This window comes from Chroococcidiopsis sp. CCALA 051, from assembly GCF_003015105.1.
Lineage (GTDB): Bacteria > Cyanobacteriota > Cyanobacteriia > Cyanobacteriales > Chroococcidiopsidaceae > Chroococcidiopsis > Chroococcidiopsis thermalis.
Genome location: NZ_PYCI01000008.1, coordinates 18,136 through 31,656 on the forward strand (window position 1 = coordinate 18,136; position 13,521 = coordinate 31,656).

Consider the following 13,521-nt stretch of genomic DNA (forward strand, 5'->3'; position numbering starts at 1 on the left):
GAGAACAGTAGGAAACGATCGCTATCGAGCTAGCGTTCCTTTGGCTCCAAATTCATCTAAACTGTGTAAGTAATTTCCAACTGCATCCACAAAACGCGACGATCGCGATAAGTCGCCAAAAATCTCAGATATACCGAGTAAAGGTCGAGGATCGGAGCCGCCGGAACGAGCGCGTTGTGTCAAAATATCTGCCATAGGATCGTCGATCTCGATCGCGTTGCCTTGGTCATCCTGTCCCTTCAGGTAACGGAACCAAGCAGCAATCGTCAGACTCATATATTCGATCGCCCCATCCTGTTGTAGAGCGTCACGCAACGAACCCAGAATAAATTTTGGCATCTTAGCAGCACTATTGAGGCATAAGCGTGGCAATCGATCTTGAATCTTGGGATTGGCAAATCGTTGAATTAACGTCTGTTTGTAAGCGTCTAAATCGATTCCTGGTACGGGCTGGAGTGTGGGCGTAACTTCTGCCATCAAGCGATCGACGGCTTGCCGGATCGCTGGATCTGCCATTACCTCATGCACGTAGGTATAGCCTGCTAAAGTGCCGAGATAGCCTATGAGTAAGTGACTAGCGTTGAGTAACCGAATTTTCATCATCTCGTAAGGATGAACGTCATCGGTCATTTGTACGCCTACAGATTCTAAATCCGGTCTACCCGCACAAAAGTTATCCTCAACCACCCACTGAAGGAATGGTTCTGCCACAACTGGAAAGGCATCATCAATCTGAAATTGCTCCGCCACCATTTTGATATCGGCTGCTGTTGTCGCGGGAGTAATGCGATCGACCATGCAGTTAGGAAAGGTGACGCGATCGCTAATCCAATTTCCTAACTCTGGATTTTGCATTCGAGCAAAGGCAGTTAACATTTTACGGGCAATATTACCGTTGCCTTGTAAGTTGTCACATGATAACACCGTAAACGGTGGCAATCCTTGTTGGCGACGCTTATTCAGTGCTGCTGTCAAAAAGCCATAGACCCCAATTGGTTCGTGTGGATGTTGCAGATCGTGCTGAATTGTCGGATGGTTAGCATCAAATTCGCCGCTACCTTCAATGTAGTAATAGCCTGCTTCTGTAATCGTCAGCGTCACAATTCGACAGTGGGGATCTGCCAGTGCGTCAATAACGCGGGCGCGATTATCTGGAGCAAAGAGATAGCGTGTAATCGAGCCAATAACACGCGCCCAATCGCCTTCGGTCGAGCGTTCCACCAAAGTATACAAACAATCTTGGGAATGCAAAGCATCGCGCATCCGGCGATCGAATTCCAGCAGTCCCACCCCGCAAATACCCCATTCGCGATCGCGAGTTTGCTGCAAATAGTTATCAAGATACAACGCCTGATGCGCGCGATGGAATCCACCGACACCAATGTGGACGATGCCATTAACTAAGGAGTGGCGATCGTAATTGGGAACGCGGATGTTGTTCGGCAAACGAGATAAGGAAGCTTCATTCAGCTTAATTGCTGAACCTTTGCTGATATTGCTGTTCATAGAATTCATCAGTAGTTAAATGGTGGCGACGAACTTTAGGAATAGCTTCACCTTGCTGGTTAAATAAATGGCAGAGATCGCCGTTAATCTGGAGCGGTGCGAGATCGTGCATCCGGCTGGGATTATCTCCGTCTGTTTGCACAATTAACGTGTCGCCACCCGCAATCTTGACGTAGAGAAAAGTTTCTCCACCCAACCGTTCTACAACTAGCACTTCGCCGTTGAGTGTAGCGTTATGGCGATCGACTCGCAAATGTTCGGGACGAATTCCTAGCGTGGCGCGATCTCCCACCGACAATCCAGGCTGAACGGGAATTGTGACTGTTGCCTCACCAGGCAGTGCAACTGTTGTCCCAGAATTATTTACAGATGTCACCGTCACTGAGAGAAAATTCATTTTAGGCGAACCGATAAACCCAGCCACGAATAAATTGCGGGGATGGTGGTACAGTTCCAAAGGCGATCCGACTTGCTCGACAATACCACCCTGCAACACCACAATTTTGTCAGCTAGTGTCATCGCCTCCACTTGATCGTGCGTCACGTATATCATCGTGGCTTGCAAAGTATCATGAAGGCTAGCAAGTTCGATCCGCATCTGTACGCGCAAGGCTGCATCCAAGTTGGACAGCGGCTCGTCGAACAAAAAGACTTTAGGTTTGCGCACCAAAGCCCGACCGATCGCTACCCGTTGGCGTTGTCCTCCCGATAGTTCTCTAGGCTTCCGATTTAATAGCGGTTCTAATTGAAGGATACGGGCAACTTCTTTCGCTCTTTCAAGACGCTGAGCCTTGGGAACACCCGCTAGGCGCAGACTAAACGCCATATTCTCTGCTACCGTCATGTGGGGATACAAGGCATAGGTTTGAAACACCATTGCTAACCCGCGCTTATCTGGTGGTACGTCATTCACTCTCACGCCATCAATGAGTAAATCGCCAGATGTGATTTCCTCCAGTCCGGCGATCGCCCGTAACAAAGTTGATTTGCCACAACCAGAAGGACCGACAAAGACAACAAATTCGCGATCGCCGATATCAAGATCGATACCTTTAATCACCTCAGTATCGGCATACCGTTTATGGATATTTCTTAAAGTAACTGTTGACATAATTTTGGGAATTGGTGATTGGTAATTGGTAGTTGGTAATTGGTAGTTGCATGGTACGAGATCGATTAATTCCGAATTCCGAATTCCGAATTCCGAATTCTTACTTCACTGCTCCAAACGTCAACCCCCGTACCAGTTGCCGTTGACTGAGCCAACCGAAGATCAGGATGGGGGCGATCGCCAATGTTGATGCGGCGGAGAGTTTTGCCCAGAATAGCCCTTGGGGACTGGAAAATGAGGCAATAAATGCTGTGAGTGGGGCTGCATCTGCTGTCGTCAGGTTTAAGCTCCAGAAGGCTTCGTTCCATGACAAAATGATGGAAAGCAGCGCGGTGGATGCAATTCCAGGTAATGCTAGGGGTAGCAAGACGTGGAGCAGTTCTTGGCGCGTGTTTGCCCCATCCATGCGATCGGCTTCGAGAATATCTTTGGGAACTTCTTTGAAGAAGCTGTAGATCATCCAAACGACAATCGGTAAGTTAATCAGGGTATAAATAATAATCAAACCGATGCGGGTATCTAGCAATCCCAAGTTGCGACAGAGAATGTAGATCGGGACTAATACGCCCACGGGTGGCAGCATTTTGGTAGACAGCATCCACAGCAAGGTTCCTTTAGTGCGCTTAGTAGGGAAGAATGCCATTGCATAGGCAGCAGGTACGGCAAGCAGTAGCGCCAGTATTGTCGAGCCGAGTGAGACGGCTACGCTGTTAAACGCATAGTTGAAATAATCTGCCCGATCTTGAATGGCAACATAGTTTTCTAATGTGGGTTGGAAAAACAATTGCGGCGGAGTAGAAACAGCTGCCACTTCGGTTTTGAAACTGGTAATAAACATCCAGAAAATTGGAAAAAACAAGATGGCAGCGGCTAACCATCCTAGAATTGTCCAGAGCCAGAGGCGGGAATTTTTACGTGCCATGATTTAAGTATCCAAATTACGAGCAACGCTACGCATCAAAAAGATCGCGACGATGTTGGCAAGGATGACGGCAATTAATCCACCCGCTGAAGCACCACCAACATCAAATTCCAGCAAGGCTTTGAGGAAAATGTAGTAGGCAAGGTTGGTAGTTGCCAGTCCTGGTCCACCGCCAGTAGTGACGAAAATCTCAGCAAAGATGGTCAGGAAGAAAATCGTCTCGATCGCAGCCACTACGGCAATAGCGCGACTCAAATGCGGTAGCATAACGAAACGAAATAAGGCGATCGCATTTGCTCCATCCATTCGCGCCGCCTCTAACTGTTCGCGGTCTAAAGACTGAATGGCAGTGAGTAAAATTAGCAATGCAAAGGGCAGCCATTCCCAGGAAACAATGATGATAATCGCCAGCAAGGGAAAATCGGCAAACCAATCGATCGCCCCTAATCCCAAACCTCTTGTGATTTGAGCAAACAGTCCGTTGACTGGATGCATCAACATATTTTTCCAGATCAAGGCGCTGACTGTAGGCATGACGAAGAATGGAGAGATCGCCAGTACCCGCGCAATCCCGCGACCGGGAAAGTCTTGGTCAAATAAGACCGCGAGTAACGTGCCTAGCGCGATCGTAATTGCTAACACCGAAGCGACCAGAATTAAAGTGGTGGCGATCGCCGTCCACAATGCCGGATCGGTGAGGATGAAGGTGAAATTTTCAATTCCGATGAATCGGCGGGCATCTGGATTCAGCAGGTTGTATCGCTGAAAGGAAAACCATAAGGTCATCGCCAGAGGCACAATCATCCACAGCAGCAGCACAATGACCGAAGGCGCAACTAAAGGTAGAGTCGATGTCTGTCGCCTGGAACGTTTGGCAGGTGGTGGCGTTGCCTGTTGAGGCTTTACAGCTAATGAGGAAGACATAAGTAAGTCAAAAGTTAAAAGTCAAAAGTCAAAAATTGTAGGGGCGGGTTCACCCGAAATACTGGTCAGAATCAAATACGATCGGTAAACCCGCCCGTACAGAAGTCAAAAATTGTAGGGGCGGGTTCACCCGAAATCTGTAGTTAGCATCAGAGTCTATTTGGGAAACCCGCCCGTACAGGAGTCGGGAGTCGTAGGGGCGGGTTTGGAAACCCGTCCCTACGACTCACTGGTCAATATATCCGGTGTGTTTCATAAACCGTTCGGTTGCACTCTGCGATTGTTGCAATGCTCGATCTACCGAAATGTTGTTGGTCAGTGCGGCGGCGATGGTCTGCCCGACAGAAGCGCCGATCGCTTGAAATTCTGGAATGTCTACATATTGAACTCCCTTGTAAGGAGTTGGTTCGGCGGCGGGATGGGTAATATCGGCAGATTGGATTGAGTTCAAGACAATCTGAGCAAACGGTGCGGCTTTTTGATAATTGGGATTGTTGTAGGTGGAAGTCCTCGTCCCTGGTGGAACGGCAACCCAGCCATTTTTGTTCGCAACCAATTGGATGTATTCCTTGGATGTTGCCCAGGCGATGAACTTTTGCGCCTCTGCGGGAGATTTTGAGGTTTGAGGAATTGCTAACGCCCAAGCCCATAGCCAGTTCGATCCATTAGGATATTCTTCAATTGGCGCACGGGCAAAGCCAACGCGATCGGCGACTTGGGATTCTTTCGGATTAGATAACAGTCCCGCTGCAACGGTTGCATCTACCCACATGCCGCATTTACCCGTCGAGAACAACGCGAGATTCTCGTTGAATCCATTAGAACTGGCTCCTGGGGGTCCATATTTTTGTAGCAGTTGGACGTAAAATCCTACTGCCTCTTTCCAGGCTGGAGTATCGAGCTGAGGTTGCCACTTCATGTCAAACCAGCGCCCGCCGGAGGTGTTGACCAAGGTAGATAGAAATGCCATGTTTTCGCCCCAGCCAGGTTTTCCTCGCAGACAAACGCCATATACCCCGTTTGCCGGATCGTGAACTTTACTCGCCCACTGTGCGATCTGAGCGTATGTTGGTTGTTCGGGAACGCTAATTCCTGCTTTGGCAAACAAATCTTTGCGGTAGTACAGCATTGAACTTTCTCCATAGAACGGCAGCGCGTAGAGCGTGCCGTCGTTGGAAAGTCCTTCTCTGATGGGTTTTAGCAGATCGTTTACGTCATAGCTAGCAGGTAGGTTGTTCAATGGTGTTAGCCAACCTCGTCTCGCCCATATCGGGGTTTCATAAGAACCGATTGTCAAGACATCAAATTGTCCTCCCTGGCTGGCAACATCCGTAGTCGTGCGTTGGCGCAACACGTTTTCTTCCAGCACCACCCACCTGAGTTCGATATTGGGGTTTTCTTGTTCAAACTGGCGAGAAAGCCCCTGCATGACAACCATGTCGCCGTTGTTAACGGTGGCGATCGTCAATCTAGTTTTCTCGGCGGCTGATGAAGACGAACAAGCGTGTAGCAGTTGCACCAGCATCAACCCAGTCAGGAATGCAACCAGTACTTTAGCGAAGCGGGGGATACGCACCGCATAACTCCTTTGATGTTAAAAAATTAAATGAAATTTTGATTTTATGCTCTAAACTTGGGCAAAAGCTCAATAATAGAGATCGTACTCGGCTCGATTTAAAAAATGAGAAGTCAATGAGTATTTGCAATAATTCTTCAACAATAGGTAGAACCAATGACAGCAAGAGCCACCTATGACTTTGCGGGTAAGACCATCCTGATTACAGGCGGTGCAGGAGACATTGGCAAAGCGACCGCACATCGTTTTGCTGCTAATGGTGCAGGTGTGGCACTTTTGGATTTAAACGAAACCAAAATGGTAGATGTAGCGCGAGAACTAGCAGAGTACAACGTTCCAGTCGCCACATTTGGCTGTGATGTCACAACCTCTGAAGATGTCGCCAAAGCTTTTGCTGGGGCTGTAGAGCAATTGGGACGGATCGACTATGTTTTTAATAATGCAGGCTATCAAGGTTTGTTTGCCAAGACTGACGAGTACCCAGAAGATGACTTTCAAAAAGTCATTGACATCAATGTTGTCGGTGTTTTTCACGTTCTCAAGGCTGCCGCACAACATATGCGCGAATCTGGCGGCGGGGCAATTGTCAATACGGCAAGTTATGCGGGGGTAGTAGGTCCACCGAACATGGTGGCTTACGCTGCTTCTAAGTTTGCGGTTATCGGCATGACTCAGACAGCAGCAAAGGATCTCGCTCCTTATGGTCTTAGAGTCAATGCACTCTCTCCAGCGTTAATCGGTCCTGGCATGATGTGGACGCGACAGACAGAATTACAGGCATCTGTAGGATCTCAATACTTTGATTCCAATCCCAAAGTCGTCGAGCAGCAGATGATCGATTCAGTCCCAATGCGCCGTTTGGGAAGCTTAGAAGAAGTTGCTAACGGTGTAGCGTTTCTCATGAGTGAAGAAGCTAGCTATATTACTGGGTTTAATTTGGAGATTACGGGTGGACAGTAGGGGGACAAGGGAGACAAGGAGGACAAGGGGGACAAGGGGGACAAGGGAGACAAGGGGGACAAGGAGGTGACTATCAATGACCCACTACCAATTACCAATTACCCATTACCACTTTTAATAATTTGTAAAGAACTGAGCAAAATGCCTTGCTTTGAGCATATGCTCAAAAATTCAATCTTCCTTTTGAGAGATATACAAATCCTGAAGGTAGGATATGGGAGAAACTGGTTCGGAGCGACGCGATCGCAAGTTAGATCTGGCAGCTCATGCTGCATGGCTCTATTACATAGCCGGAAATACGCAAGAAGAAATTGCAGCAAAGCTCAGCGTGTCTCGGCAAGCGGCACAACGCCTAATTGCGCTGGCTGTGAGTGAAAAGCTGATCAAATTTCGGCTCGATCATCCCTTGAGTGAATGCATTGCTCTAGCTGAAGCGCTACGCGACAAATTCGATTTATCGCTTTGTGAAGTCGTACCGAGTGACGCGGGAAGTGGCGACACATTCAACGGTATTGGCGTGCGTGCTGCTAGCTGTTTAGAAACGTATCTTATTGCAAAAACGCCTACAGTATTGGCATTTACTTCAGGGCGAACATTGCGATCGATGGTGGAGCAGATCCCGTCAATGGAGCGACCGCAGCATAAAATTGTTTCTACTATTGGTAATATGTCTCATTACGGGCGGGCAGGTCATCATGAAGTCGTGATGCATTTATCAGAGCGGGTTGGTTCGCAAGCGTATCCCGTACCGACTCCGGTTGTAGCGACTAGTGTAGAAGAACGGGAACTGTTGCAGACGCAGCGATCGTTCATCGCCGTCAAAACCCTTGCCGAGCAAGCCAAGGCAACATTTGTCGGTATCGGTCAGATTGCCTGGAATGCCCCATTACATCAAAATGGCTTTATTAACGATGACGAGGTAGCTGAATTAGTCGAACTGGGTGCATTGGGGGAGATTGCAGGCTGGGCGTACGATCGCCACGGAGTTTTGCTGCAACAGGGAACGAATAGCCGTGTCGCCAGCGTACCGCTCGAACAACCCGCGCAGCGGCTCGTTATTGGTGTAGCAGGTGGCGTAAAAAAGGTAGAAGCCATTTTAGCTGCTTTAAGCGGCAAGCTAATTACAGGGTTAATTATCGATGAAGCAGCTGCTCAAACAATTCTTGCCAAAATCTGAATTAGCCAGTAAAAAAGCGATCGCCTTCATAATTTAAACAGAACGCGATCGCCCAACCACCAATTACCAACCACCAACTACCAACTACCAATTAAATATCCCGTTCGCTCAATTCGCGAGTCATGTGATCGAACGGTTCATCGATAAAAGCTGTATTTTCTACGCCAGCTGCTACTGCTTGTGCCTTCACAATATCCTTCATCATTTGGATACCGCGCACGGTAGGACCAATTGGTACACCCAGAGAATTATAAGTCTCCCGCAAGCCTTGTAGCACGCGCTCGTCTAGCACATCCATATTGCCAGCTACCAGCGCGTAAGTCGCATAACGGAGGTAATAATCCATATCTCTCAAACAAGCGGCATAGCGCCGCGTTGTATAGGCATTACCACCAGGACGAATCAATTCTGGTTGTTCGGCAAATAATTGCGAACCAGCCTGCTTGACAATTGATGCAGCATTTGAGTTAACTGTTGCAGCTGCTTGAACCCGTGCCGTTCCGGTGTCAAAGTAGGACTTGAGCCGTTCTAAGGCAGTGCGATCGAAGTACCGTCCTGCCACGTCGTAAGTCCCAATTAAGCTTGTTATTGCATCCCGCATTTGATTGCTCTCCGAATTTTTCCTATCTGTGGTTTGATATTGTTGAGCTAAGGAATTGCACTTGTTAACAACTGACCGTGCCACCTCAAGCCTGAAAGCCTACAAGCAAACCATTGCTCTTTAAGGATTTTAAGCTAAATTTGACCCCGATGAGAAACCATCCATGCGTCCCAATTAATACAGCTTGTTAAGGAATAACTAATATAAGCCTCCAGGCAGACGTTTTGTCATTTAAACTACAAAATTGCCTTCACTCTCTTTCTAGGATGATTCAAATGTGGCAAGATCTGGCTTCCAGCAAACCACATCGTGGCAGCAAGCTGAGAGTGCAATAGTTCCATTCAGTCATTGGCAGATTAAGGAGTCACCATGCCCGAAACCGCACAAGAAGTCTTGAAGATGATTCAAGATCAGAACATTCAAGTCATCGATCTAAAATTCATTGACACGCCTGGAATTTGGCAGCATTTGACGGTATACCAAAACCAAATTGAAGAAAGTAGCTTCACCGACGGCGTAGCCTTCGATGGTTCTAGTATTCGCGGTTGGAAAGCCATTAATGAATCAGATATGGCAATGGTTCCCGATCCAAAAACCGCTTGGATCGATCCATTTATGGCAGAACCGACTCTAAGCCTAATCTGTAGCATTATTGAACCTCGTACAGGAGAGCCTTACGCCCGCGATCCTCGCTCTATTGCTCAAAAAGCCCTAGACTACCTAATCTCCACAGGCATCGGTGACACAGCCTTTTTTGGTCCAGAAGCCGAATTTTTCATTTTTGATGATGTCCGCTTCGACCAAAATCAGCACGAAGGGTACTACCACGTAGATTCCATTGAAGGGCGTTGGAATACAGGTAGAAAAGAAGAGGGTGGCAACCTGGGCTACAAACCCCGCTACAAAGAGGGATATTTCCCAGTTGCGCCAACAGATACATCTCAGGATATGCGGACTGAGATGTTGCTGACGATGGCTAAGTGTGGCGTGCCAATCGAAAAGCATCACCACGAAGTTGCTTCAGGCGGACAGTGCGAACTTGGTATTCGCTTCGATACCATGATTAGGTCGGCTGACAATTTGATGATTTATAAGTACGTCATCAAAAATGTTGCCAGAAAGTATGGCAAAACTATCACCTTTATGCCTAAGCCAGTGTTCAACGACAACGGCTCTGGGATGCACACCCATCAATCAATTTGGAAAGATGGGCAGCCTTTGTTTGCAGGTGATAAGTATGCTGGCTTGAGCGAAATGGGGCTACATTACATTGGTGGTATCCTCAAGCACGCTCCTGCACTTTTAGCTTTAACCAATCCCACAACTAACTCTTACAAGCGCTTAGTCCCTGGGTTTGAAGCACCTGTAAACCTTGCCTATTCTCAAGGTAACCGCTCTGCTTCCATCCGCATTCCGCTATCTGGACCCAATCCCAAAGCTAAGCGGTTAGAGTTTCGTTGTCCAGATGCAACGGCTAACCCTTATCTAGCCTTTGCTGCTATGCTTTGCGCTGGACTAGACGGAATTAAGAATCAGATCGACCCTGGCGAACCCTTAGACGTGGATATCTACGACTTGTCGCCAGAAGAGTTAAGCAAAATTCCTTCGACTCCAGGCTCGTTAGAAGACGCTCTAGAAGCATTGGAAAAAGACCATGAATTCTTGACAACAACTGGGGTATTCACGGAAGATTTCCTCCAAACTTGGATTGCTTACAAGCTTGATAACGAAGTTAACCCGATGCGGTTACGCCCCCATCCTTATGAGTTTGCCCTCTACTACGATTGCTAGAACGTTACACGTAACGCCTCTACATCGCTAAATCAGTTTTCAGCCACCCAATTGCAGGTGGCTTTTTTCATGCAGCAAGCACGCATCACCAGCGTCCAAAGCAATTCTAGATTGTGTGCGTGACATTTGTAGGGGCGCACAGCTGTGCGCCCCTACAGACTGCGTGTTTTACCCAATCGAAAATCGCGATCGAATACCAGCGTTCAAAAATTTTTCACCAAAAATCCCCAGACCTATCGAAAGATTTAGGAATTTTTCGTAACACTTATTTACAATAAATTAAAGATTAGGTAAAGACCGACTCAAAACTGATTCCAGCAACTACCTATGGCTGACACTTTAACAAAACTGACATATCAAACTTTTCAGCAGAGCAAGAATTACTTCGGGCTGGCTCACAAGTTGCTCAGCACGCGGGTAATGAGCCTAGTTTCGCCGAGCGATCGCAAGTCTAAGCCTTTGCCTCTAGACCTGCTACAGAAAATCAATCAGCGTTACGAACGACTGTTAGAAGTAGACTGGCAAGATGCCGAGGCAGGAGTCTATCCCCACAATATCCTGTTCGATAACCCTTGGGATGAGTTCTTCCTCTACTATCCGGCTGTATGGTTCGATTTACCGCAAATTTGGGAAAGAGCCAAACAAAAAAACTACCAAGATTTCGATCCTAATGTAGATATTGCTGGCTATCCCAGCTACTACCTGCAAAATTTCCACCATCAAACGGGTGGTTATTTGAGCGACCTGTCAGCCAATCTCTACGATTTACAAGTAGAGATTCTATTTGGTGGCTCGGCTGATGCCATGCGGCGACGGATTCTCGCACCCTTGAAGCAGGGTTTGAGTGCTTTTGATGATGTACCCGCTAGCCAAATTAAGATTCTCGATATTGCCTGCGGTACTGGTCGCACTCTAAAAATGATTCGCGCCGCTTTACCCAAAGCAGCGTTGTTCGGTACGGATTTATCCCCAGCCTATTTGCGTAAAGCCAATCAGATGTTGTCTCAAATTCCTGGGGAACTACCGCAACTGCTGCAAGCTAATGCCGAAGAGTTGCCATACATGGATAACTACTTCCACGCTACGACCAGCGTATTCTTATTCCACGAACTGCCAGCAGTCGCACGGCAGCGAGTTATCGAAGAAGCTTTCCGAGTCACCAAGCCAGGTGGTAGGTTTATCATCTGCGACTCAATTCAGATGAGCGATTCTCCAGAAATGGAGCCAGCAATGACAGGCTTCTATGAAACCTTCCACGAGCCATACTACAGACATTACATGACAGATGACTTAGTAGAGCGTTTAGAAAAGGCAGGTTTTGAGAATGTCACTGCTGAAGTCCAATACATGAGTAAGGTATTGGTAGCATGTAAGCCAGTGTAGCAACTGCGAGTCTAAAAATTGCGATCGAAGGCGGTGGCATCGTCACCGCCTTTGAATGACGGGAGAAAGTTAAGATTTATTGCTAAAGACAGGCAATTGCTATACCTAAAAGCGATAAATTGGGTCTAGAAGACCTCATAGCTGTTAGAAGGCATTTCTATGACGAGCGATCGACCCGATCCGGCAACGGTAGTAAGTGACTCTATGTCTAGCGAAGAAATCCTCGAAGAGTTAGTTGAAGGTACTGGCATTAACCATGTAGAGGTGATCGAAACTGTCATTGCAAGCTTGCAGCAAGATGAAAGTGCAATGGTCAGTCATACTCAGAATAGCTATTTATGGAAGTTTAAGTATGGTAGCGTTGAAGTCTTCGTGCAACTAACCGGACAAACCGATGAAGACACGTTCAAAGTTTGGTCTGCGGTATTAAAATTACCCACCAAAAACGATGCTGGTTTAATGCGACGGTTACTAGAAATGAACTGGTCTGATACCTTTGAAGCCAGTTTCGGTATCTTTGACGAGCAAATTGTGGTTTTGTCTACCCGCACTGTAGCAGAACTTTCTGCTGGCGAGGTATCCCGCCTGATTACAGTCGTAGCTACGATCGCCGATGATAATGACGAGGCTTTACAACAAGAATTTGTTAATTGATGGTAATGGGTAATGGGTAATGGGTAGTTGGTAGTTAATAATGGGCAATGGGTAATGGGTAATGGATAGTTGTTCACTTGCTTCCTCAGCTCCCTCAGCCCCCTCAACTCCCTCAGCTCTCTTCCCCGACTCCCGCAGCTGGCGGTTAATTCCTCACCTAGAAGCGCCAGGAACAGTCCAAATGGCGATCGATCGCTATTTAGTAGAGCAGCATCAATTAGGTCTAATGCCTGCTACATTGAGGTTTTACACTTGGTCGCCGCCAGCAATTTCTCTTGGCTACCATCAACATCAGTATCCCGATCGCTGGCAAAATTTAATTTGGAATGGTAGGGCGCTCGATTTGGTACGCCGTCCAACGGGAGGTAGGGCAGTTTTACATCAAGGCGATTTAACCTATGCCGTGGTGATGTCGGGATTATCTGGAAGCCGCACTCAGGCATACCAACAAATTTGTGAATTTCTGATTCAGGGGTGGCGATCGCTTGGTATCCAATTACACTATGGTACGGCTGGACGAGGGTACATTCACAACCCTAACTGCTTTGGTACGGCAACGGGAGCGGATCTCGTCTTGGAGGATGGGACAAAATTAATTGGTAGCGCTCAACTAAGGCGGGGTGGTGTTATCCTTCAACATGGTTCGATGCGGCTGGAACCAGATGAGGATTTGTTTGCTCAAGTGTTTGGCACAGAGGCGTTTGCTGCGATAAAGTTACCTCTGCGACGAGGGGAAGATTTAATTCAATTAGTTATAAATGCTTTAGTTGCATCTGCCAAAAATTGTTTTCATGTTGACTTCGCCGTACAGCCGCTATCCGAGCAAGAATGGGAAAAAGTATATTTGGATTGTGATTAAAGCTACCACAAAACGCCTTTTCTTCTCTGCTCCCTGCTCCCTGCTCTCTACTCCCGA

Annotated in this window: 12 protein-coding genes; 6 read left to right on the forward strand and 6 right to left on the reverse strand. The window is 47.5% G+C overall.

Annotated elements, in window-relative coordinates; genetic code table 11:
- Positions 1 to 21: 21 nt before the first annotated feature.
- The 5 genes from C7Y66_RS03040 to C7Y66_RS03060 all read right to left on the reverse strand — a co-directional run bounded on the left by C7Y66_RS03040 (position 22) and on the right by C7Y66_RS03060 (position 5,988).
- The gene (locus C7Y66_RS03040; protein WP_106544415.1) at positions 22 to 1,506 is read right to left on the reverse strand and encodes a mannitol dehydrogenase family protein; all 1,485 of its coding nucleotides are present in this window, start codon (positions 1,504 to 1,506) and stop codon (positions 22 to 24) included.
- Positions 1,472 to 2,617, reverse strand: a complete 1,146-nt coding sequence (locus C7Y66_RS03045) for an ABC transporter ATP-binding protein (protein WP_106544416.1) — start codon at positions 2,615 to 2,617, stop codon at positions 1,472 to 1,474. The genes C7Y66_RS03040 and C7Y66_RS03045 overlap by 35 nt, the downstream gene beginning before the upstream one ends.
- 100 nt (positions 2,618 to 2,717) lie before the next feature.
- Complete coding sequence (locus C7Y66_RS03050) at positions 2,718 to 3,539, reverse strand: carbohydrate ABC transporter permease (RefSeq protein ID WP_106544417.1); 822 nt, start codon at positions 3,537 to 3,539, stop codon at positions 2,718 to 2,720.
- Positions 3,540 to 3,542: 3 nt separating this feature from the next.
- Positions 3,543 to 4,463, reverse strand: a complete 921-nt coding sequence (locus tag C7Y66_RS03055) for a carbohydrate ABC transporter permease (RefSeq protein ID WP_106544418.1) — start codon at positions 4,461 to 4,463, stop codon at positions 3,543 to 3,545.
- Between the two features lie 226 nt (positions 4,464 to 4,689).
- Positions 4,690 to 5,988: a sugar ABC transporter substrate-binding protein gene (locus C7Y66_RS03060; RefSeq protein ID WP_084739185.1), complete on the reverse strand. Its 1,299-nt coding sequence runs from the start codon at positions 5,986 to 5,988 to the stop codon at positions 4,690 to 4,692.
- Between the two features lie 207 nt (positions 5,989 to 6,195).
- On the opposite strand from C7Y66_RS03060, the gene C7Y66_RS03065 reads away from it, so the two are divergent.
- Positions 6,196 to 6,999 carry an SDR family NAD(P)-dependent oxidoreductase gene (locus tag C7Y66_RS03065; protein ID WP_106544419.1) on the forward strand — a complete coding sequence of 268 codons (804 nt, stop codon included), beginning with the start codon at positions 6,196 to 6,198 and terminating at the stop codon, positions 6,997 to 6,999.
- 214 nt (positions 7,000 to 7,213) lie between these two features.
- Positions 7,214 to 8,176 carry a sugar-binding transcriptional regulator gene (locus C7Y66_RS03075; RefSeq protein ID WP_106544420.1) on the forward strand — a complete coding sequence of 321 codons (963 nt, stop codon included), beginning with the start codon at positions 7,214 to 7,216 and terminating at the stop codon, positions 8,174 to 8,176.
- Positions 8,177 to 8,267: 91 nt separating this feature from the next.
- Here C7Y66_RS03075 and apcB read toward each other — a convergent pair whose 3' ends face one another.
- A complete protein-coding gene (apcB, locus tag C7Y66_RS03080; protein WP_015156653.1) occupies positions 8,268 to 8,777 on the reverse strand; it encodes an allophycocyanin subunit beta in 510 nt (169 codons plus the stop codon).
- A gap of 369 nt (positions 8,778 to 9,146) precedes the next feature.
- On the opposite strand from apcB, the gene glnA reads away from it, so the two are divergent.
- The 4 genes from glnA (at position 9,147) to C7Y66_RS03100 (ending at position 13,464) form a co-directional block, all read left to right on the forward strand.
- The gene (gene glnA, locus C7Y66_RS03085) at positions 9,147 to 10,568 is read left to right on the forward strand and encodes a type I glutamate--ammonia ligase (RefSeq protein ID WP_039713633.1); all 1,422 of its coding nucleotides are present in this window, start codon (positions 9,147 to 9,149) and stop codon (positions 10,566 to 10,568) included.
- Between the two features lie 327 nt (positions 10,569 to 10,895).
- Positions 10,896 to 11,951 carry a class I SAM-dependent methyltransferase gene (locus C7Y66_RS03090; RefSeq protein WP_106544421.1) on the forward strand — a complete coding sequence of 352 codons (1,056 nt, stop codon included), beginning with the start codon at positions 10,896 to 10,898 and terminating at the stop codon, positions 11,949 to 11,951.
- 159 nt (positions 11,952 to 12,110) lie between these two features.
- Positions 12,111 to 12,605: a YbjN domain-containing protein gene (locus C7Y66_RS03095; protein ID WP_106544422.1), complete on the forward strand. Its 495-nt coding sequence runs from the start codon at positions 12,111 to 12,113 to the stop codon at positions 12,603 to 12,605.
- Positions 12,606 to 12,786: 181 nt separating this feature from the next.
- Positions 12,787 to 13,464, forward strand: a complete 678-nt coding sequence (locus C7Y66_RS03100) for a biotin/lipoate A/B protein ligase family protein (protein ID WP_106219021.1) — start codon at positions 12,787 to 12,789, stop codon at positions 13,462 to 13,464.
- Positions 13,465 to 13,521: the final 57 nt, after the last annotated feature.

Coding starts and splice junctions, on each gene's coding strand:
- C7Y66_RS03040 (WP_106544415.1), bottom strand. CDS start 1,506: ATGAACAGCAATATCAGCAAAGGTTCAGCAATTAAGCTGAATGAAGCT.
- C7Y66_RS03045 (WP_106544416.1), bottom strand. CDS start 2,617: ATGTCAACAGTTACTTTAAGAAATATCCATAAACGGTATGCCGATACT.
- C7Y66_RS03050 (WP_106544417.1), bottom strand. CDS start 3,539: ATGGCACGTAAAAATTCCCGCCTCTGGCTCTGGACAATTCTAGGATGG.
- C7Y66_RS03055 (WP_106544418.1), bottom strand. CDS start 4,463: ATGTCTTCCTCATTAGCTGTAAAGCCTCAACAGGCAACGCCACCACCT.
- C7Y66_RS03060 (WP_084739185.1), bottom strand. CDS start 5,988: ATGCTGGTGCAACTGCTACACGCTTGTTCGTCTTCATCAGCCGCCGAG.
- C7Y66_RS03065 (WP_106544419.1), top strand. CDS start 6,196: ATGACAGCAAGAGCCACCTATGACTTTGCGGGTAAGACCATCCTGATT.
- C7Y66_RS03075 (WP_106544420.1), top strand. CDS start 7,214: ATGGGAGAAACTGGTTCGGAGCGACGCGATCGCAAGTTAGATCTGGCA.
- apcB (WP_015156653.1), bottom strand. CDS start 8,777: ATGCGGGATGCAATAACAAGCTTAATTGGGACTTACGACGTGGCAGGA.
- glnA (WP_039713633.1), top strand. CDS start 9,147: ATGCCCGAAACCGCACAAGAAGTCTTGAAGATGATTCAAGATCAGAAC.
- C7Y66_RS03090 (WP_106544421.1), top strand. CDS start 10,896: ATGGCTGACACTTTAACAAAACTGACATATCAAACTTTTCAGCAGAGC.
- C7Y66_RS03095 (WP_106544422.1), top strand. CDS start 12,111: ATGACGAGCGATCGACCCGATCCGGCAACGGTAGTAAGTGACTCTATG.
- C7Y66_RS03100 (WP_106219021.1), top strand. CDS start 12,787: ATGGCGATCGATCGCTATTTAGTAGAGCAGCATCAATTAGGTCTAATG.